This is a genomic window from Aureimonas jatrophae, from assembly GCF_900104035.1.
Taxonomy (GTDB): Bacteria; Pseudomonadota; Alphaproteobacteria; order Rhizobiales; family Rhizobiaceae; genus Aureimonas; species Aureimonas jatrophae.
This window is the reverse complement of sequence record NZ_FNIT01000020.1, coordinates 1-17,853: the sequence shown is the minus strand read 5'-3', so window position 1 is coordinate 17,853 and position 17,853 is coordinate 1. Positions and strand designations below refer to the sequence as shown.

The 17,853-nt window shown below is 62.4% G+C and carries 13 protein-coding genes and 2 tRNA genes; 6 read left to right on the top strand and 9 right to left on the bottom strand.

Annotation, left to right across the window (positions count from 1 at the left end; translation table 11 throughout):
- On the top strand, positions 1 to 326 hold a 326-nt coding region (locus tag BLQ76_RS21280; protein ID WP_139184010.1), incomplete at its 5' end, for an integrase core domain-containing protein.
- A 92-nt stretch (positions 327 to 418) separates the two neighbouring features.
- Here the strand turns inward: BLQ76_RS21280 and BLQ76_RS21275 are convergent.
- From BLQ76_RS21275 to pcsA, 3 genes are all read right to left on the bottom strand, one after another.
- Positions 419 to 508 (bottom strand) — tRNA-Ser (locus BLQ76_RS21275).
- A gap of 417 nt (positions 509 to 925) precedes the next feature.
- Positions 926 to 2,155 carry an acyltransferase family protein gene (locus BLQ76_RS21270; RefSeq protein WP_183193266.1) on the bottom strand — a complete coding sequence of 410 codons (1,230 nt, stop codon included), beginning with the start codon at positions 2,153 to 2,155 and terminating at the stop codon, positions 926 to 928.
- On the bottom strand, positions 2,130 to 2,879 hold the full coding sequence (gene pcsA / locus BLQ76_RS21265; protein WP_090677255.1) for a phosphatidylcholine synthase: 750 nt from the start codon (positions 2,877 to 2,879) through the stop codon (positions 2,130 to 2,132). The genes BLQ76_RS21270 and pcsA overlap by 26 nt, the downstream gene beginning before the upstream one ends.
- A 39-nt stretch (positions 2,880 to 2,918) precedes the next feature.
- Here pcsA and BLQ76_RS21260 point away from each other — a divergent pair, with 39 nt between their 5' ends.
- Positions 2,919 to 4,199, top strand: coding sequence for a UbiH/UbiF family hydroxylase (locus BLQ76_RS21260; protein WP_244519771.1), 1,281 nt, complete (start codon positions 2,919 to 2,921; stop codon positions 4,197 to 4,199).
- A gap of 73 nt (positions 4,200 to 4,272) precedes the next feature.
- Positions 4,273 to 4,611 (top strand): heat shock protein HspQ, encoded by a 339-nt coding sequence (gene hspQ / locus BLQ76_RS21255; RefSeq protein WP_090677254.1) that lies wholly within the window; start codon positions 4,273 to 4,275, stop codon positions 4,609 to 4,611.
- 76 nt (positions 4,612 to 4,687) lie between these two features.
- Here the strand turns inward: hspQ and BLQ76_RS21250 are convergent, their stop codons facing one another.
- A complete protein-coding gene (locus BLQ76_RS21250) occupies positions 4,688 to 5,245 on the bottom strand; it encodes an invasion associated locus B family protein (RefSeq protein WP_090677258.1) in 558 nt (185 codons plus the stop codon).
- A 261-nt stretch (positions 5,246 to 5,506) separates the two neighbouring features.
- On the opposite strand from BLQ76_RS21250, the gene BLQ76_RS21245 reads away from it, so the two are divergent.
- On the top strand, positions 5,507 to 7,366 hold the full coding sequence (locus BLQ76_RS21245; RefSeq protein WP_170842720.1) for an extracellular solute-binding protein: 1,860 nt from the start codon (positions 5,507 to 5,509) through the stop codon (positions 7,364 to 7,366).
- 8 nt (positions 7,367 to 7,374) lie between these two features.
- On the opposite strand, the gene mfd is transcribed toward BLQ76_RS21245, so the two are convergent.
- Positions 7,375 to 10,887 carry a transcription-repair coupling factor gene (mfd, locus tag BLQ76_RS21240; protein ID WP_090677251.1) on the bottom strand — a complete coding sequence of 1,171 codons (3,513 nt, stop codon included), beginning with the start codon at positions 10,885 to 10,887 and terminating at the stop codon, positions 7,375 to 7,377.
- Complete coding sequence (locus tag BLQ76_RS21235) at positions 10,884 to 11,180, bottom strand: FAD assembly factor SdhE (RefSeq protein WP_090677250.1); 297 nt, start codon at positions 11,178 to 11,180, stop codon at positions 10,884 to 10,886. Before BLQ76_RS21235 ends, mfd begins: the two co-directional genes overlap by 4 nt.
- A gap of 118 nt (positions 11,181 to 11,298) precedes the next feature.
- On the opposite strand from BLQ76_RS21235, the gene recG reads away from it, so the two are divergent.
- Positions 11,299 to 13,404 (top strand): ATP-dependent DNA helicase RecG, encoded by a 2,106-nt coding sequence (gene recG, locus BLQ76_RS21230; RefSeq protein WP_090677248.1) that lies wholly within the window; start codon positions 11,299 to 11,301, stop codon positions 13,402 to 13,404.
- 3 nt (positions 13,405 to 13,407) lie between these two features.
- Here the strand turns inward: recG and glmS are convergent, their stop codons facing one another.
- The 3 genes from glmS to BLQ76_RS21215 all read right to left on the bottom strand — a co-directional run bounded on the left by glmS (position 13,408) and on the right by BLQ76_RS21215 (position 17,444).
- Positions 13,408 to 15,234 (bottom strand): glutamine--fructose-6-phosphate transaminase (isomerizing), encoded by a 1,827-nt coding sequence (gene glmS / locus BLQ76_RS21225; protein ID WP_090677247.1) that lies wholly within the window; start codon positions 15,232 to 15,234, stop codon positions 13,408 to 13,410.
- Positions 15,235 to 15,302: 68 nt separating this feature from the next.
- The gene (gene glmU, locus BLQ76_RS21220) at positions 15,303 to 16,655 is read right to left on the bottom strand and encodes a bifunctional UDP-N-acetylglucosamine diphosphorylase/glucosamine-1-phosphate N-acetyltransferase GlmU (RefSeq protein WP_090677246.1); all 1,353 of its coding nucleotides are present in this window, start codon (positions 16,653 to 16,655) and stop codon (positions 15,303 to 15,305) included.
- Between the two features lie 54 nt (positions 16,656 to 16,709).
- Positions 16,710 to 17,444, bottom strand: a complete 735-nt coding sequence (locus BLQ76_RS21215; RefSeq protein WP_090677245.1) for a cytochrome c biogenesis CcdA family protein — start codon at positions 17,442 to 17,444, stop codon at positions 16,710 to 16,712.
- Between the two features lie 150 nt (positions 17,445 to 17,594).
- Here BLQ76_RS21215 and BLQ76_RS21210 point away from each other — a divergent pair.
- Positions 17,595 to 17,670, top strand: a tRNA-Lys gene (locus BLQ76_RS21210).
- The last annotated feature ends 183 nt before the right edge of the window (positions 17,671 to 17,853 follow it).

Here is a 17,853-nt window from a genome sequence, read left to right as displayed (position 1 = left end):
TCATCGCCAAAGCCGTTCGCGAGTGGATCGCGGCGGTCGGGGCCAGGACCGCGTTCATCGAGCCGGGCAGCCCCTGGGAGAACGGTTATTGCGAAAGCTTCAACTCCAAGCTCCGCGACGAACTCCTCAACGGCGAGATCTTCTACAGCCTAGCCGAAGCCCGGATCGTCATCGAGAGCTGGCGCTGCCACTACAACACCAAGCGACCGCACTCCTCGCTCGGCTACCGGCCACCCGCTCCAGCCACCGTGCCGTGGCCGGCTGCGCCACCCCAACCTGCTTCGCCGGCCACCTCTACCGTCGCCTGCAAGCCCACCATGCATTAGATTGAAACCGGGCCACCTAACCGGGGCAGGCCAGTAAGACGCTGCTATTGCAAGCGTTTGTGGAGCGTCGCGGACTTCTGCGGAGGGTCAGTTGGCGGATGGGGTGAGATTCGAACTCACGGTACGGTTCCCCGCACGGCGGTTTTCAAGACCGCTGCCTTAAACCACTCGGCCACCCATCCAGGTCGTGCCTTCGCCCCCAACTCTGATTACCCAGCGATCACCAATGAGGGCGTTGATCAACCGGGTACGGGCTGACAGTTCGACGTCACCGGCTTTAGCGTCTGCCAGACCTCACCGTCAATCGGAGCCGGACTCTATGAAATACGACGTGACCTCTTCGATGGATGGAGTTCTCGTTGCGCCGCTCATGCAGCCGCTTCCGGGTGTCCCATGAAAGTGTTCGGTTTCACGCAATCTTCGCTCAAACGATGTGTCTTGGATTCATGCACCCGGGGATGATGTCGGTTTCATCACTCTGAATGCATCCAGTGTTCCTCGCACCAACTAAGGTTCACCTGCAGACGATGGACGACGAATGGTCCCGCATTGTTTGCTCGAGCGATCGCAACGCATCCGTCACGCGTCCACGAAGACGACTAGCGAACAGCTTCGGGTCGCAAGGGGATCGAGAGAGTGGCTTTTGGCAAGTTGTCCGTTGCAATCGTCGTCGGAATCGCACTCGCCGCGGGATGAAAACCAAACACGGTCGCGTACACAGCAACCCCGATAAAGAGCATGATGTAGCCAGCGGCTAGAGTTTTGCGCCGCCTACTACCGAGGCTGTCCGCCCAGCGCTTGGCATGACGATAGAACCAGACGTCCGCAATCCCGAACGGTATGGCCACGACAAGTGGGAGGAGAATCCCCGAAACCCAGAGTAGCAAGCTTGGTATCGGCGGATCGCCGATCATGATGCCGATGATCAAAGGCACATGACATAGATAAAGCGCGTAACTCCAGTCTCCGTATCGGTCCAGGGCTCGAAGGGAGATTGGTCGCGCCATGGTGGCGTCGGTCCGGAGGCTCACGCATAAACCAACCAAAATAACGGCAGCGACAGCCGCAATCCATCGATCGCCTATGAAGCCGCCAGTCCCGAACCAGAAGCAGATGAGAACCGCGACCAAGCCGAGGAACGGCGTGAAAACGGCGCGCTCGCGCAGGGTTGGAATCAGTAGTCCTCCCGCGAATGCAGCATTCACGGCCATCAACGGAACGAGGTCAATGGTAGGCGTCAAAACGGTTTGAACGGCAGGAAACGCCCACGACCCCATCGCAGCAACGCCGATCCAAATCAACGCAATTAGTGAAAGGCGACGTTGCAGTCCGGCCAAAGCCACAAGGTAGAGAAAGACGTAAAACGTTACCTCGAAGAGAAGCGTCCACTCCACGCCGAGATAGTAGGTACGTCCGCTGCCGACCGGGACGAGGCTGAGAGCCAGCAGGTCGTAGTCGTCCCATTTTCGGCGAGCCACGTAGAGAGTGGCGAAGACGAGCAGGAAGACCGGATAGATCCGCACGACCCGGTGCAGGAGAAAGGTTGCGGCATCGGTCCGCGGCAGGATTTCCGCCATGAGGTATCCCGAAAGCGCGAAGAAGATCGCAACACCGAGAAAGCCAAGTCGCCCATCGAACAAAGCCGAGAAGCGCGCGTCGCCAGTGAAGCGTTCGAGGTAGACACCCGCATGATACACGACGACGCAAAGGGCTGCAGCCGCTCGCATCCACTGAAGCTCGCGATTGCGCTGTGCTGCGATCATCCGCGTTGCGCCGAGCGCCATTGCTCGAACATGGGATAGCCTAGCGACCCCATCCACGGCGTACACGGACGTAGTCCAACAACTGAAGGAGGCCTGCGATGACGAAGAGATACAGGCCCGTCAGCATGATGACGATCCGCACAACCGGCGGTGCCTGAAATGAGGTCGCGAGGGCCCAAACGCCAAAGATTGACCACAGTGCGAAGACCGCGAGGTTGATGCTTCGCAACCGGGTGAAGCGGACAGGGTGAACGAACTTGATCGGCAGGAACGTCGCGACCGAACAGAACACGACGAAGAGGAATGCTGTCAGCTCATTCGGTCGGGTTGCGAAGAAGGTGAAGACGATCATGTTCCAGGTGACCGGGAACCCCCGGAACGAGTTATCCTTCGTCTTCATGCGCGTGTCCGCATAATAGACCGCGCTCGTAATGACGATCAACGCAGCGGCGACGAAGCTCAAAGGCCGACCGATGATACCGGACTGGTACAGGGCGAAGGCCGGGATGAGGACGTAGGTTGAATAGTCGATGATGTTGTCCAGGGTGTCGCCGGACCAATTCGGCAGTACGCCCTTCACGTTGAATCGACGCGCAAGCGGACCGTCGATTCCATCAACGAAGAGCGCCAAACCGAGCCAGGCGAACATGTCGACCCAGTGACCGTTTGCCGCGGCGATGATGGACATGAATGCCCAGAACGCACCGCTCGCGGTCAGTAGATGTACCGAGAAAGCCCGCCATTTCACTGATCGCGGTGCCACGTCGGGTGCTCGGTTTGACGATTCCATGGCCGTCAGTATCGCAGGGCGGTTCCTATTGTCATCTCCATGATCGCTCGTATCTCGATTGGGCACGCGAAGTTGCGCATTCGTTGCGAAACGAGCGCGAAAGGAATGGGAATTCCGATGGAGACGAGACGCGACGCCGTCGTTGTAGGCGGTGGCCTTGCCGGATATGCCGCAGCGCTGGGGTTGGCACGGGCCGGCCTGGACACGCTCTTACTCGCCCCTGGTGCACAGTTCGATCGCCGCTCCACGGCGATCATTGGGGACTCGGTCGAGTATCTCGAGGGGTTGGGAATACCGCTGAGACATCTGTCGAACGCTCAACCGTTGGAGGCGATGCGCATCATCGACGATACCCGCCGCTTGTTTCGGGCACCAAACGTGGAGTTCCGGGCGTCCGAGATCGATTTGCCGTCTTTCGGCTACAACATCCTCAATGCCGATCTTGGTGATGCGCTGCGCGCGGCGGCTGAACGGTGCACAGGCACGCTCGAGATACGCAGCGAGCCTGCTGCCTCAATCGAAATATCAGACGCATACGCAACCGTCCGGTGCGGCGACGCGTCAGTGCGCTGCCGCCTTCTTGTTGGTGCCGATGGCCGCAAATCATCGATACGCGAGCGCAGTCACATCTCCGTCCGCGAATGGGCTTATCCCCAGACCGCTATCGTCCTGAACTTCCAGCACGAGCGGACGCATGACGGTACTTCGACGGAGTTTCATACACGTACTGGTCCGTTTACGACGGTCCCTTTGCCCGGGCGTCGATCCTCGCTCGTATGGGTTGAGACACCGCACGTCGCCAGCGAGATCGAGAACGGCACGCCCGCAGAGCTATCTCGTATGGTCGAGGAGCGAATGCATTCGATCCTTGGTGCCGTCGACGTCGAAGAAGGATGGCAGGCGTTTCCCCTACAGGGTGCCATCGCTGGACGCATGACGGGTCCCCGAGTAGCGCTGGTCGGCGAGGCGGCTCACGTATCCCCCCCCATTGGAGCGCAGGGCCTCAACTTAGGTCTGCGGGATGCCGCCGCCTTGGTCGCCGCTGCCAAGCGTCATCGGGACGACCCCGGTGGGAACGCGATGCTCGCAGACTACGAAGGTCAACGCCGGATCGATGTCACCACGCGCAGCGCAGCCGTCGATTGGCTCAATCGGTCTCTCCTGACCGACTTGCTGCCGATACAGGCGGCCCGAACGGTCGCGCTCGGTATCGTGGGCCGTTCATCTCTTCTGAGACGAGCGTTGATGCGGGAGGGCGTCAGTCCGGGGTCTTCCCTGCGATTCCGTATACGCGACGATCAAACCGCAACCGCAGTGTAGGTACCGAATAGCCGTGACATCGCATGCGGACGATGACTTGCCGCACACCGCCTGTGGGCGCTAACTCACGGCTATGAGCGCGAACACGACGCAAACCGCACGCTTCTTCATTGGCCAGATTGTACGCCACCGGTTCTTCCCGTTTCGAGGCGTCATCTTCGACGTCGATCCGGAATTCGACAATACAGAGGAGTGGTATCAATCCATTCCAGCAGAGGTGCGCCCTCGCAAGGATCAGCCCTTCTACCACCTCTTCGCAGAGAATGCGGAAAGCGAATACGTCGCTTACGTTTCGGAGCAGAACCTTGTCCCGGATGCGGAAGGGGGTTCTGTTCGACATCCGCAGATCGCCGAACTGTTCGACGGGCCATTCGAGGGCGTGTATCGGCTCAAGGAAACGCGCCGAAACTGACGTGGCAGCGAAAAACAGAAACGGCGACCGAAAGGCCGCCGTTGACGTGGGTCATGGGGTTGCGCAGTGCTCGGCCTTACTGAGCCGCAGTCTGCTTGGCCTTGTTCTGCGCGTCCTCGAACTTCTGGCGGCGCGCTTCTGCCTGGCTCTGCAGGGCCTCGTTGAGCTGCTGCTGGCGCTGGGCGAGTTCGGGCTCGGCTCGTGCGGGACCGTCATACGCCTGCGTGAAGCCGGTAAGCGATACGCTGATGGGGTTTGGCTGGCGCTGGAAGTTCACCGAGGTGACCTTCAGCATCTTCCCCTTCTTCATGGACGCGACGATTGCATCCGATAGTTCGACCTCGGCGATGCAACGATCCGGGAAGCAGACCGAATAGTTCAGCGCCTGCGGCTTGTTCTCGTCGATCTGGAGCTGCACGCCAGCGGGAATGACACGTCCGGTCGGAACGACCGCCTGCAGCACCTTCTGGTTGACCTTCCCCGAGACGTTGATGAGGTTCACCGCGGTGATGAGCTGACGGGTGTCGGCAATCATCGTGTATTGTGTGTTGCAGATGTTGTTGTCGCCCTGCGGCGAGCAGACCTTGAACCATTCCGCCGGAACCTGCTGCTGCGCGGCGGCCGCGCCCGACATGGCCGCTCCAGCGGCCGCGGCCAGTCCGGCCACGATCGCGATACGGCCGGCAATGTTGAAACGGGTTGTCACGGGTTGGTCGTCCTTCTTTGGAGCGCGGCATGGTCCGCCGGTTCGGGGCTGCATAACCACCTGTCCGGTCTTCTGCAAATAAGGCCGTTTGAAGACCTGCGCGAAGCTGACGCCGGATGATCAGACGGTAGGCAAGCGGCTGACGATTCGATAGTTTTCGGCCGATTTCGACCGGAGACGCCTTGCGAAATGTTGGTTTCGAGCCTTGCGCCCAGCTTGCGCCATACGCTTCTCGCCGCGACCTTCGGCGTGTCGGCATTGATGGCGACTGCCTCGGTTCAGGCTGAGCCGCATTTCGGAATTGCCATGCAGGGCGAGCCGGCCTTGCCGAACGGCTTCGATCACTTTCCCTACGTGGATCCTGCAGCGCCGAAGGGTGGACGTATGGTCTACGGCGTCTTCGGGTCCTTCGACAATCTGAATCCGGTCAGCGTACAGGGTGCCTTGACCGCGGCACGCGGGCTTTTCGCCGACCCGGAATTCGGGAATCTCGTCTATGAGCCGCTGATGCAGCGGTCGGCGGACGAGGCTTTCACCTACTACGGGTTGATCGCCAAGTCGGTCGAGACCGACGCGGAGCGCCGCTTCGTCGAGTTCCAGCTCGATCCCGCCGCTCGCTTCTCGGATGGCCGGCCGGTCCGGCCGGAGGACGTGCTAGCGACCGTCGATCTCCTGCGTGTGCAGGGATCGGTGCGCCCGCAGTATTCCAACTGGCTCTCGAAGGTCGCGCGGGTCGAGAAGCGCGGCGAGCATGGCGTCCGCTTCGTCTTCAACGAAAAGGCGGACCGAGAGCTTCCCCTGCTTCTCGCCGCCCTTCCGGTCATCCCGGAAGGCGCCTTCGATCCGACGACGATCGCGCGAACGACGCTCGACAAGCCCATCGGCTCGGGCCCCTATCTCGTTGAGCGCGTCGAACCGGGTCAGCGTATCGTTTATCGGCGCAACCCGGACTACTGGGGCCGCGACCTCCCGACAAAGCGTGGCGTCGATAACTATGATGAGATCGTCGTGGAATATTTCCGCGATCAGAACGCGCAGTTCGAGGCGTTCAAGAAGGGTATCACCTACGTCTATTTCTACAACCAGCCCAACCCGCGTCACTGGCGGACAGCCTACGATTTTCCGGCCGTTGCAAAGGGTGAGGTCGTCAAGGAGATCTTCGAGACCGGCCGTCCCGCGAACCTGAACGCCTTCTTCTTCAACACGCGCCGGCCGATCTTCGCGGACGCGCGCGTGCGGGAAGCGCTCTCGCGCTTGTTCGATTTCGAATGGGTCAACCGCAATCTCTTCTACGGCGAGTACCAGCGGCTGGAGAGTTTCTTCGACAACTCGGAGCTTTCCAGTGTGGGACGACCGGCGGATGCGCGGGAGGAGACACTGCTACGTCCGTTCGCCGCGAGCCTCGGGCCGGGCGTACTGGCTGGAACGTGGCGCGCACCCGGCACGGATGGGTCAGGCAGCGACCGTAACTCGCTGCGCGCGGCGCTTAGTCAGCTCGAGACCGCCGGCTACCATTTCGACAGCGGGCGTATGGTGAATCGGAGCGGACAGCCCCTGTCTTTCGAAATCATGGTGGCAACCGCGAACGAAAGCCGGATCGCGCTCGGGTATGCTCGCAGCCTAGCGCGGATCGGCGTCGATGCGCGTGTCCGGCAGGTCGATGACGCGCAGTATCAGAAGCGCAAGCAGAGCTTCGACTACGACATGCTCATTTCCGCCTTTAGCGGAACGCTGTCGCCTGGCACCGAGCAAGTGAATCGCTGGGGATCGAGCGCGCGGGAGCGGCCTGGCTCGTTCAACTACGCTGGCGTTGCCGACCCGGCCGTCGACGCGATGATCGCGGCCATGACGTCGGCGCGGACGCGCGAGGATTATCTAGCCGCGGTCCGAGCCTACGACCGCGTCCTGATCTCCGGCCACTACGTCATTCCCCTCTACTACATCGGGGAACAGTGGCTGGCCCGTTGGCACTTCATCCAGCATCCCCAAAAGACGCCGCTCACCGGCTTCTATCTGCCGGCCTTCTGGGACGAACGGGCGGAGGACTGAAGGCCGCCTCAGGCGGCCTTCTTCATCGTGTCGTCGGCGAAGCGCGCAAGCTGCGTGACGATGGTCGCCGCGCCGTTGAGCCGCTGTTCGGGCTTCGGCCAATCGCGGATCAGCACGATTGACTGATCCGGCCTGATCTTCGCCAGCGTGCCCTGCTCACCGATGTACCGCACGAGTGCAGCTGGATTGCTGAAGGACTTGTCGCGGAAGTTCACGACGAGGCCCTTCGGTCCTGCGTCGAGCTTCTCGATATTCGAACGACGGCAAAGCGACTTGATGAAGACGACCTTGAGCAGGTGCTCGACCTCGGTCGGCAGCGCGCCGAAGCGATCGATCAGTTCCGCACCGAAGGCATCGATCTCTCGGGCTTCGGTCAGCTCGGCAAGCCGCCGGTAGAGCGTCATGCGAAGCTGCAGGTCCGGCACGTAGGTGTCCGGAATCATCACCGCCGTACCGAGCGTGATCTGCGGCGACCAAGAGCCATCGTTCTCCGGCTCGACGCCCTTCATCTCCGCGACGGCCTCCTCCAGCATCTGCTGGTAGAGCTCAAAGCCGACCTCCTTCACATGGCCGCTCTGCTCGTCACCGAGGAGGTTGCCGGCGCCGCGCTGGTCAAGGTCGTGGCTCGCAAGCTGGAAACCTGCACCGAGCGTATCCAAAGACTGGAGCACCTTGAGGCGGCGATCTGCGCCGGCCGTCGGCGTCTTGTTGGCGGGGATCGTCATTAACGCATAGGCACGCTGTTTGGAACGCCCGACGCGCCCGCGCAGCTGATAGAGCTGGGCGAGGCCGAACATGTCGGCACGGTGCACGATCATCGTATTGGCGGAAGGAATGTCGAGGCCGGATTCGACGATCGTCGTCGAGAGCAGGACGTCGTACTGACCCTCGTAGAAGGCGTTCATGATGTCGTCGAGTTCACCAGCCGGCATCTGGCCGTGAGCAAGCGCCACCTTCACCTCGGGCACTTGCTCCTCGAGGAATTCGCGGATGCCCGCGAGGTCCGACAGACGCGGTGCCACGTAGAAGCTCTGGCCGCCACGATAGCGCTCGCGCAGAAGCGTTTCGCGGACGACGAGCGGATCGAAGGGCGCAATGAACGTTCGCACCGCCATACGATCGACCGGCGGCGTCGTGATCAGCGAGAGCTCCCGAACACCGGTAAGCGCCAGTTGCAGCGTGCGCGGGATCGGGGTCGCCGAAAGCGTCAGGACGTGAACGTCCGATTTCAGCTCCTTCAGCCGCTCCTTGTGCTTGACCCCGAAGTGCTGCTCCTCGTCGATGATAAGGAGGCCGAGGTTCTTGAACTCGACGCCTTTGCCGAGAAGGGCGTGAGTGCCGACCACAATGTCGACCGTGCCGTTGGCAAGGCCCTTCTTGTTCTCATTCAGCTCTTTCGTGGTCACGAGGCGCGACGCTTGCACGACGTTGAGCGGAAGGCCGTGGAAGCGCTCCGTGAACGTCTTGAAATGCTGACGTGCCAGAAGCGTCGTCGGCACGACGACCGCGACCTGCAGACCGTTCATCGCCGCAATGAAAGCGGCGCGAAGCGCCACCTCGGTCTTTCCGAAGCCGACGTCGCCGCAAACGAGGCGGTCCATCGGCTTGCCAGCCGACAAATCGTCCGCCACGGCGTCGATGGCGTTGAGCTGGTCCTCGGTCTCCTCGTAGGGGAAACGTGCCTGGAACTCGCCCCACAGACCGTCGGGCGGCACCAACTTCGGTGCACCGCGCATCTGGCGTTCGGCCGCAATGCGGATCAGACCACCGGCCATGTCGAGCAGGCGCTTCTTGAGCTTGGCCTTGCGCGCCTGCCAGGCACCGCCGCCTAGCTTGTCGAGCACGGCATCGGAGCCTTCTCCCCCGTATCGCGACAGCAGCTCGATGTTCTCGACTGGAAGGAAGAGGCGGTCGCCGCCGGCGTAGGAAAGCTCAAGGCAGTCGTGCGGGGCGCCAGCGGCCTCGATCGATCGCAGCCCGACGAAGCGCGCGATGCCATGATCGACGTGCACGACGATGTCGCCCTCGTCGAGCCCGGTCGCCTCGGAGATGAAATCCGACCCGCGTTTCTTGCGTCGTCCACGACGGACGAGTCGGTCGCCGAGGATGTCCTGCTCGCCGACGACCGCGATCCGATCCGTTTCGAAGCCGGCTTCGATGCCGAGAACGGCTGTGGCGACGATGTTGCGTCCGACCTCAAGCGCCTGCTTGAGAGTGTCGACCGGCTTGATGTTGCCGAGCCCGTGCTCTTCGACAACCTGCGTCAGACGCTCGCGCGAGCCCTCAGACCACGCAGCGAGGATCACCTGCTTGCCGTTCGCCCGCAGTGCCGCGATGTGATCGACGGCTGCGCCGAAGACGTTCACGTCGCCGGCTTGGCGCTCGCTCGCGAAGTTTCGGCCGCGATGAACGTCGAGGTTCACGACATCGGTCTGGAAGCCAGCGTCGGTCACCGCATAGGACGACAGGCGGATCGGATCGGCTGCGGCCAGCCGTTCGGTCAGTTCCTCCTCCGTCAGATAGAGTTCCTGCGGCGGCAGCGGATTGTACGGAACGGCCTCGGCACTGCCTTCCGCCACACCACGCCGGCGTGCATCGTAGTAGTCGAGAACGAGCTTGCGACGCTCGGCGACCGACTCGACCACGAGGTGATCGAGGACCAAGGTGAAGCCCGCGACATAGTCGAACAGTGTCTCGACGCTCTCGTAAAACAGAGGGAGCCAGTGCTCCATGCCCGAGAAGCGGCGACCATCACTGATCGACGTGTAGAGCGCATCCTCGCGCGAGGGCGCGCCGAAGCGCTTGACGTAGTTCGAGCGGAAGCGCGAGATCGTCTCGTCCTTCAGCGTCACTTCGGAAACCGGCGCGAGCTCGAAGCTTTTGCGCTGGCCGCTGGTGCGTTGCGTCGCCGGATCGAAAGTGCGGATCGACTCCAGCGTATCGCCAAAGAAATCGAGGCGCACCGGCTCTTCGTCGCCCGGTGCGAAAAGATCGAGAATGCCGCCGCGAACCGCGAACTCTCCCCGCTCGCGAACCGTCGTCGTGCGCTCGAAACCGCCGCGCTGCAGAACGCGCACGATATGGTCCATTGAGATGCGACCGCCGGACTTTGCGGCTATCGTCTCGTCCTCAAGGACTTTGAGCGGCGGCATGCGTTGCAGAAGTGCGTTCGCGCTCGTCAGGATCAGCGCACGGTGCGGCTCGCGCCTGAGCGCGCCGATCGCGGACATCGCGGACAGGCGTCGTGCAGCCGCTTCGGACGACGGACCGACACGATCGTAGGGAAGGCAGTCCCAGGCGGGCAGCGTGAGCACGGGAAGATCGGGCGCCACAAAGCGCAACGCGTCCTCAAGCTCCGACATGCGGTTGCCGTCGCGCAGAACGAAGACGATCGGCCCGCCGTGCCCGCGCTGCCGCACGATCTCGGCCAGCAGAAACGCCTCGTAGCCGTCGAGGACGTTGCCGATCCGCAGGCCGCCGCCCTTCTTGAGCGCCTTCTGGAGAACCGCCGCCGTGCTCATGCGCTTGTCTGGTCCTGCAATTCGTAGAAGCTTCGTATGCGCCGGAAGACCGGGGTGTCGTAGTTCGCCGGCGTCTCGGCGGAACCGGTCATCCAGGAGAAGAGATCGCGGTCCGGCGCCTCCATCAGGAGTTCGAACACGCCGAGCTCGCCGTCGTCCAGATTGTGGATCTCAGCGTCGGCAAATCGGCCCAGCACGAGATCCATCTCGCGCGTTCCGCGATGCCATGCGTGATAGAGTGCCTTCCGGCGCCGAAGGTCCAAACCTTCCGACGAGCGCGTCATTCCCGTCATGTCGACGATCCATTCCTTCGTGCCATTTATGGCGCCGCCCAGCTGAACCCTGCATATAGTCAGCGGTTCCGGCAGTGTCAGCCTTGGCCGCGGAAGGCGCGGCCGATAAACACCCCGCATGCGACCCTCATTGCTCGATCCCCTGTTCGCCCCCGTCTCGGTGCTGCCCGGCGTCGGCCCGAAGGTCGCCAAGCTCATGGACGGACTGGTCACGGCGCCCGGGGCGAGCGAGGCGCGCGTACGCGATCTCCTCTTCCATCTGCCCACTGGCCTCATCGATCGGCGCCGCCGCGAGGAGATCATGTCGGCGCCGACCGGGACGCTGGTCACACTGGAACTGCGGATCGATCGCCACGTCATGCCATCGCGCGAGGCCCGAAACCAACCGGCTCGCGTCATGGCGCATGATGCGACAGGCGAGATTGCGCTCACCTATTTCCGCGCGAAACCGCAATGGCTGGAGACACTTCTTCCCATCGGCGCAACGCTCCTGGTGTCAGGGCGGGTGGAATGGTTCAATGGACGTGCGTCGATGATCCATCCCGACTTCGTCGGCGACGCGGAAAAGGCGGCGAGCCTGCCGCTCGTAGAGCCCGTCTACGCGATGACGGCCGGCCTCACCGGCAAGGTTCTCCGTAAGGCGATCGGTAACGCCCTGCCGCAACTGCCGGCCCTTCCCGAATGGATCGAACCGGGCGTCGTCGCACGGGAGAAGTTCGAGAGTTTCGCAGCCTCGATCCTGGCACTTCACGGCCCCGAAGATCAGGCCGACCTATCGCCGCAGAACCCGCACTTCAGGCGCTTGGCCTACGACGAATTCCTCGCCAGCCAGATGGCGCTCGCGCTCTCTCGGCAACGCATGCGGAAGGCGAGCGGCCGGTCGCTCGGCGGCGATGGCACCATTCGTGTGCGCGCCGAGGCTGCCTTGCCGTTCCAACTCACCGACGGGCAGCGAGACGCGTTGCGCGAGATTCATGCCGACATGGCCAAGCCCGATCGCATGCTGCGGTTGTTGCAGGGCGACGTCGGCGCTGGCAAAACGGTGGTCGCCCTTCTGGCTATGGCGGCCGCCAAGGAGTCCGGCGCCCAGTCGGCCCTGCTCGCGCCGACCGAAATCCTGGCGCGCCAGCATTTCGCAGGCCTGACGCGTTGGTGTGATGCCGCCGGTCTCTCGATCGCACTGCTGACGGGCCGCGATAACGGACGGACCCGCGCCGCGAAGCTGGAAGCCATCGCGAACGGCGAGATCGACGTCGTAGTCGGCACTCACGCCCTTTTCCAGGATGATGTCGCCTACCACGACCTTGGTCTTGTGGTCGTGGACGAACAGCACCGCTTCGGCGTCCACCAACGCCTGACGCTTACACGCAAGGGGCGCGCCCCGGATCTTCTCGTCATGACCGCAACTCCTATTCCGCGGACCCTGGTCCTTGCCGCCTTCGGCGACATGGACGTGTCGCGGCTTCACGGGAAGCCTGCGGGACGAAAGCCGATCACGACGGTCGCCGTGCCTTTGGAGCGCCTCGATGAGATCGTCGCCCGTATCGGCCGGGCCATCGACGAGGGCGATAAGGTCTATTGGGTCTGCCCCCTCGTCGAGGAGTCCGACAAGAGCGAACTGACATCGGCCGAGGAGCGTGCGGAGGTCCTGCGTCAATTCTACGGCGAGCGCGTCGGGCTCGTTCATGGCCGCATGTCGGGCGAGGAGAAGGACCGTGCGATGGCGGACTTCAAGTCCGGCCAGACGTGCGTCGTGGTAGCGACGACGGTCATCGAGGTCGGCGTGGATGTTCCCGACGCTTCGATCATCGTGATCGAACATGCCGAGCGCTTCGGCCTGTCGCAGCTGCACCAATTACGCGGCCGGGTCGGGCGCGGCAGCAAGGCATCGTCCTGCGTCCTCCTTTACAAGGCGCCGCTCGGCGAAACTGCGAAGGCGCGCATCGCAGTGATGCGCGAGAGCGAGGACGGCTTCCGCATCGCGGAGGAGGACTTAAAGCTGCGCGGCGAGGGTGATCTTCTCGGCACGCGGCAGTCCGGCGTCCAGAGCTTCCGCATCGCCCGCGTGGACGAGCACGCGGACCTCTTGGAAATCGCGCGAAACGACGCCCGCTTCCTTCTCAATCAAGATCCCGAACTCGCTTCGCCTCGCGGCGAGGCGGTCCGCATCCTGATGTACCTCTTCGGGAAGGACGATGCTGTTCGTCTGCTACGCGCCGGCTGAATCTCACTCGACCGTGACCGACTTCGCGAGGTTGCGGGGTTGATCGACGTCCGTCCCCATCTGCACGGCCGTGTGATACGCAAGCAGTTGAAGCGGAACGGAGTAGACGATCGGCGTCAGGATCTCCGGCATGTCCGGCAGCGTCAGGACCCGCGCATTACGGATCGCCTCGGCCTTTGTGCCCGACTCGTCCGTGATCAGCATGATCTTCCCGCCCCGGGCGGCGACCTCCTGCATGTTCGATACGGTCTTCTCGAAGACCCTGTCGTGCGGCGCGACGACGACGACGGGCATCGTGTCGTCGATGAGGGCGATCGGCCCATGCTTCAACTCGCCGGCCGCATAGCCTTCGGCGTGGATGTAGCTGATCTCCTTCAGCTTGAGCGCACCCTCCATTGCAAGCGGGAACGAGAAGCCGCGGCCCAGGAAGAGGGCATGGCGATGGTTCGCCATATCCCGCGCCAACAGCTCGATCTGATCCTCCCGATGCAACGCCTCGTTCACCAGACGCGGTAATTCGGCAAGCGCACGAGTCAGCTCGAGTTCGCCATCGCCAGAGATCGTCCCACGATCGACGCCGGCGCGCACCGCAAGGGCGGCCAACGCCGTCAACTGACAGGTGAAGGCCTTGGTACTGGCAACACCGATCTCCGGACCGGCAAGCGTCGGGAACACGAGATCGGCCTCCCGCGCCATCGTCGACTCCGGCACGTTGACGACGACTGCCGTTCGAATGCCGGCATCCCGCGCGTGTCGCAGCGAGGCCAGCGTATCGGCTGTCTCGCCCGACTGGGAAACGAAGAGCGCGAGATCGACGTCGTCGAGAGGGCTCTCGCGATAGCGGAACTCGGACGCCACATCGAGGTCGCAGGCGATGCGGGCATAGCGCTCGAAATAGTATCGACCGACAAGCGCGGCGTAGTATCCCGTTCCACATGCGGACAGGGCGATGCGGCGGACGGCGGAGAAGTCGAAGCGTTGCCCGCCGGGAATGCGCGATCGCCCGCTCGTCATATCAACGAACGCGCCGAGCGTATGGCCGATCACCTCCGGCTGTTCGTAGATCTCCTTCTGCATGAAATGCCGATGGTTGCCTTTATCGACATAGAAGGCCTTGCCCGTGGAGCGGCGCAACGGTCGCTCGACAGGATGGTCCTCGGCGTCGAAGATCTCATGGCCGCCATGGCTGACGACGATCCAGTCACCGTCCTCAAGGTATCGAACAGCGTCGGTGAAGGGCGAGAGCGCGATCGCATCCGAGCCGAGGAACATCTCGCCGTCGCCCTCGCCGAGCGCCAACGGACTGCCGCGCCGCGCGCCGATCAGAAGGTCAGCGTTCCCCCTGAAGAGAAAGGCCAACGAGTAGGCCCCTTCGAGGCGACGGAGTGATGCGGCAACCGCGGACCTTTCGTCGGCACCACGATCCATCTCTCGCGTCACCAGAGCGGCGACGACCTCACTGTCGGTCTCGCTTGCAAACCGGTAGCCGTCCGCCTCGAGTTCAGCTTTCAACTCGCGAAAATTCTCGATGATGCCGTTATGCACAATGGCCAGTCGTGCCGTGGCGTGCGGATGCGCGTTCGTCTCGTTGGGAACCCCGTGTGTCGCCCAGCGGGTGTGACCGATACCGATCGTTCCAGAGAGCGGCTGTTCAGCCAGTCGGGCCTCGAGGTTGCGCAACTTGCCCTCGGCGCGTCGGCGATGCAGTTCCCCGTCGATCAGCGTCGCGACGCCGGCTGAATCGTATCCTCGATACTCAAGCCGCTTCAGGGCATCGACAAGCCGGCCTGCCACGGGTTCGCGGCTGATGATGGCGATGATACCACACATGGTGAGGTTTACTCCTGCTGGTCGCGCGCGGCACAGGTTGCATGAAAGAGATTACGGATTGCCGAGCGTCAGGTTTTCGACGCCTTGCGAGCAGCATTGCGCTCGTTGATCAACCGTCCTCGCCCTTCCTTGGTCACCTGACGGGCGCGACCGAGTGCCAGAGCGTCGTCCGGCACATCCTCGGTCACGACGCTGCCCGATGCGACGTAAGCCCCGTTTCCGATCCGTACGGGGGCGACGAGCGATGCGTTCGATCCGATGAAGGCACCGGAGCCAACAACCGTACGGTATTTGTTAAAGCCGTCGTAATTACAGGTGATCGTCCCAGCACCGATGTTTGTATCAGCTCCGATCGAGGCGTCGCCGAGATAGGTGAGATGACTCACCTTCGCACCGCGACCGATCTCGACGCTTTTGGTCTCAACGAAGTTCCCGACCTTGGCATCCTGTCCGACCGAGGTGCCCGGACGCAGCCGTGCGAAGGGACCAATCGATGCACCTGCCTCAATTGCAGTACCTTCGATGTGACTGAACGCATGGATCACGGCGCCCGATGCGACTCGAGCACCCGGACCGAAAACCACATTCGGCTCAACAACGACATCGGGCTCGATTAGCGTATCATGAGACAAGAACACGGTCTGAGGCGCGACAAGCGTAACACCGGCGAGCATCAGTTCGCGGCGCTTGCGATCCTGCCATATGGCCTCGACCGTCGCGAGTTCCGCCCGCGTATTCACGCCGAGCACGTCCTCGAACGGCGACTCGGTGACTTTCACGGACAGTCCCCTCGCCTTCGCGATCGCGACGACGTCCGTCAGATAGAACTCGCCCTTCGCGTTCTGCGCGTCGACGGCATCTAGAAGTTCCAGTGCCTGGGGGCCTGCAATGGCCATGACGCCGGCGTTGCATAATTGGATTGCCCGTTCGGTATCACTCGCATCCTTCTCCTCACGAATGGCGAGGAGCTCGTCGCCCGACATGATCAAACGACCATATCCCGTCGGACGGGGCGTTCGGAAACCGACAACACAAACCGAAGCTCCGTCGGCCAAGGCTTGACGCGCGCGGGCAAGCGTCGTGCTGCTCACGAGCGGCGTATCGCCGAACAGCACGAGAATGTCGTCCCACCCGTCGGCGATTGCGTCTCGCGCGCTGAGGACCGCGTGCGCAGTGCCAAGCCGTTCGACCTGGACATAGCAACGGATCGATGGATCCAGTCGCGTCACGAGGCGCCTCACCGGTTCCGCATCGCGACCGACAACGACGCATACGCTATCCGATTGCGCGTGCCGCGCCGCCGATACGGCGTGCGCCACAAGCGGCAAACCGGCGACCTCGTGTAGAACCTTAGCCTTTGCCGATCGCATGCGGCTTCCCTCACCGGCCGCGAGAACGATAGCGAGACTACGTCGATTCATGTGGGTTCGCCTCGGCTCCTGACCCGGAGCGGACGCGCTCCAATGGAACGCCCTTTAACCGATCGTTTGGAGAGCTGGAAAGGTTTCGAGGAGCCAGAAGGATATTGCTTGCATCCCTCCGGTCAGGAACAAGATGCCGGTCATCACCAGAAGAGCACCCATTGCTTGTTCGACGCGACGCATATGCGCTTTCAAACGCTGGAACCGGGAAAGGATGAAGCCGGAGAACAAGGCCGTCAAAAGAAAGGGAATGCCGAGACCGCCGGAGTAGAAAGCCAGCATCAACGCGCCTTCCTGAGCCGTCTGTCGTGCGCCTGCCAATCCGAGGATGGTCCCCAGGACAGGCCCGATACAAGGTGTCCAGCCGAAGGCGAAGGCGAGCCCCATGATGTAGGAGCCAACATAGCTCTGCGGTTTACCACCTTGGAACCTTCGTTCCTGTGAGAGGAAATTTAGGTGGAGAATTCCGAGGAAGTTGAGTCCCATCGCGATGATCGCGAGACCGGCCAAGATTCCAAGCCAATGCAGGTTTTGACGCAGCAACAGGCCAATCGAGCTCGCGCCCACGCCCAAAAGAATGAAGACCGTCGAGAAGCCCAGGACAAATAGTAGAGCTGTCCCCCAAAGCCGGTGTCGAGCGTCACCTGCGAGTCGATCGCCCGTTTGCAAACTTTCGCTCGATACGCCGGCCATATAGCAGAGGTAAGGGGGAACGAGAGGAAGGACGCAGGGAGATAGGAATGAAAGCGCTCCAGCGAGCAAGGCCACACCATAACCGAAATCGACCAAACAGCACTCCTACGATATGAGGAACTGGGCCCTGACTTAGCTGGCCTTCGAGCGACGACGCAAACGGCGACGCTTTAGCTGGTTGACCTGCCGATAGCAGCCGTCCTAAGTCTCGCGGCACCAGCGAAGCCATAAATTGGCTCCTCGAGCGAGCGCGTAGCTCAGTTGGTAGAGCACGTGACTTTTAATCATGTGGTCGTGGGTTCGAGTCCCACCGCGCTCACCATCCGCTTGGCACGCGGCTGCAGGAGCTGAACCCCTTCCCCGATCTCTGCGTGCTAAGGTGTAGCGGCTTCGATCGCATTGTTTTGTATGCCTTCTTCCGGTTTTTGAGACGGCGTTGGCGGAGCTGACGCGCGTGTCACCTTCGGTTTTGGAGGCGGCGCGGGGCTGCGGTCTGACGGGGTTT

Bases quoted from the DNA above. Each gene is read 5' to 3' on its own strand.
- pcsA (WP_090677255.1), bottom strand. From the start codon at position 2,879: ATGGAATCGTCAAACCGAGCACCCGACGTGGCACCGCGATCAGTGAAA.
- BLQ76_RS21260 (WP_244519771.1), top strand. From the start codon at position 2,919: ATGATCGCTCGTATCTCGATTGGGCACGCGAAGTTGCGCATTCGTTGC.
- hspQ (WP_090677254.1), top strand. From the start codon at position 4,273: ATGAGCGCGAACACGACGCAAACCGCACGCTTCTTCATTGGCCAGATT.
- BLQ76_RS21250 (WP_090677258.1), bottom strand. From the start codon at position 5,245: ATGTCGGGCGCGGCCGCCGCGCAGCAGCAGGTTCCGGCGGAATGGTTC.
- BLQ76_RS21245 (WP_170842720.1), top strand. From the start codon at position 5,507: ATGTTGGTTTCGAGCCTTGCGCCCAGCTTGCGCCATACGCTTCTCGCC.
- mfd (WP_090677251.1), bottom strand. From the start codon at position 10,887: ATGAGCACGGCGGCGGTTCTCCAGAAGGCGCTCAAGAAGGGCGGCGGC.
- BLQ76_RS21235 (WP_090677250.1), bottom strand. From the start codon at position 11,180: ATGACGGGAATGACGCGCTCGTCGGAAGGTTTGGACCTTCGGCGCCGG.
- recG (WP_090677248.1), top strand. From the start codon at position 11,299: ATGCGACCCTCATTGCTCGATCCCCTGTTCGCCCCCGTCTCGGTGCTG.
- glmS (WP_090677247.1), bottom strand. From the start codon at position 15,234: ATGTGTGGTATCATCGCCATCATCAGCCGCGAACCCGTGGCAGGCCGG.
- glmU (WP_090677246.1), bottom strand. From the start codon at position 16,655: ATGAATCGACGTAGTCTCGCTATCGTTCTCGCGGCCGGTGAGGGAAGC.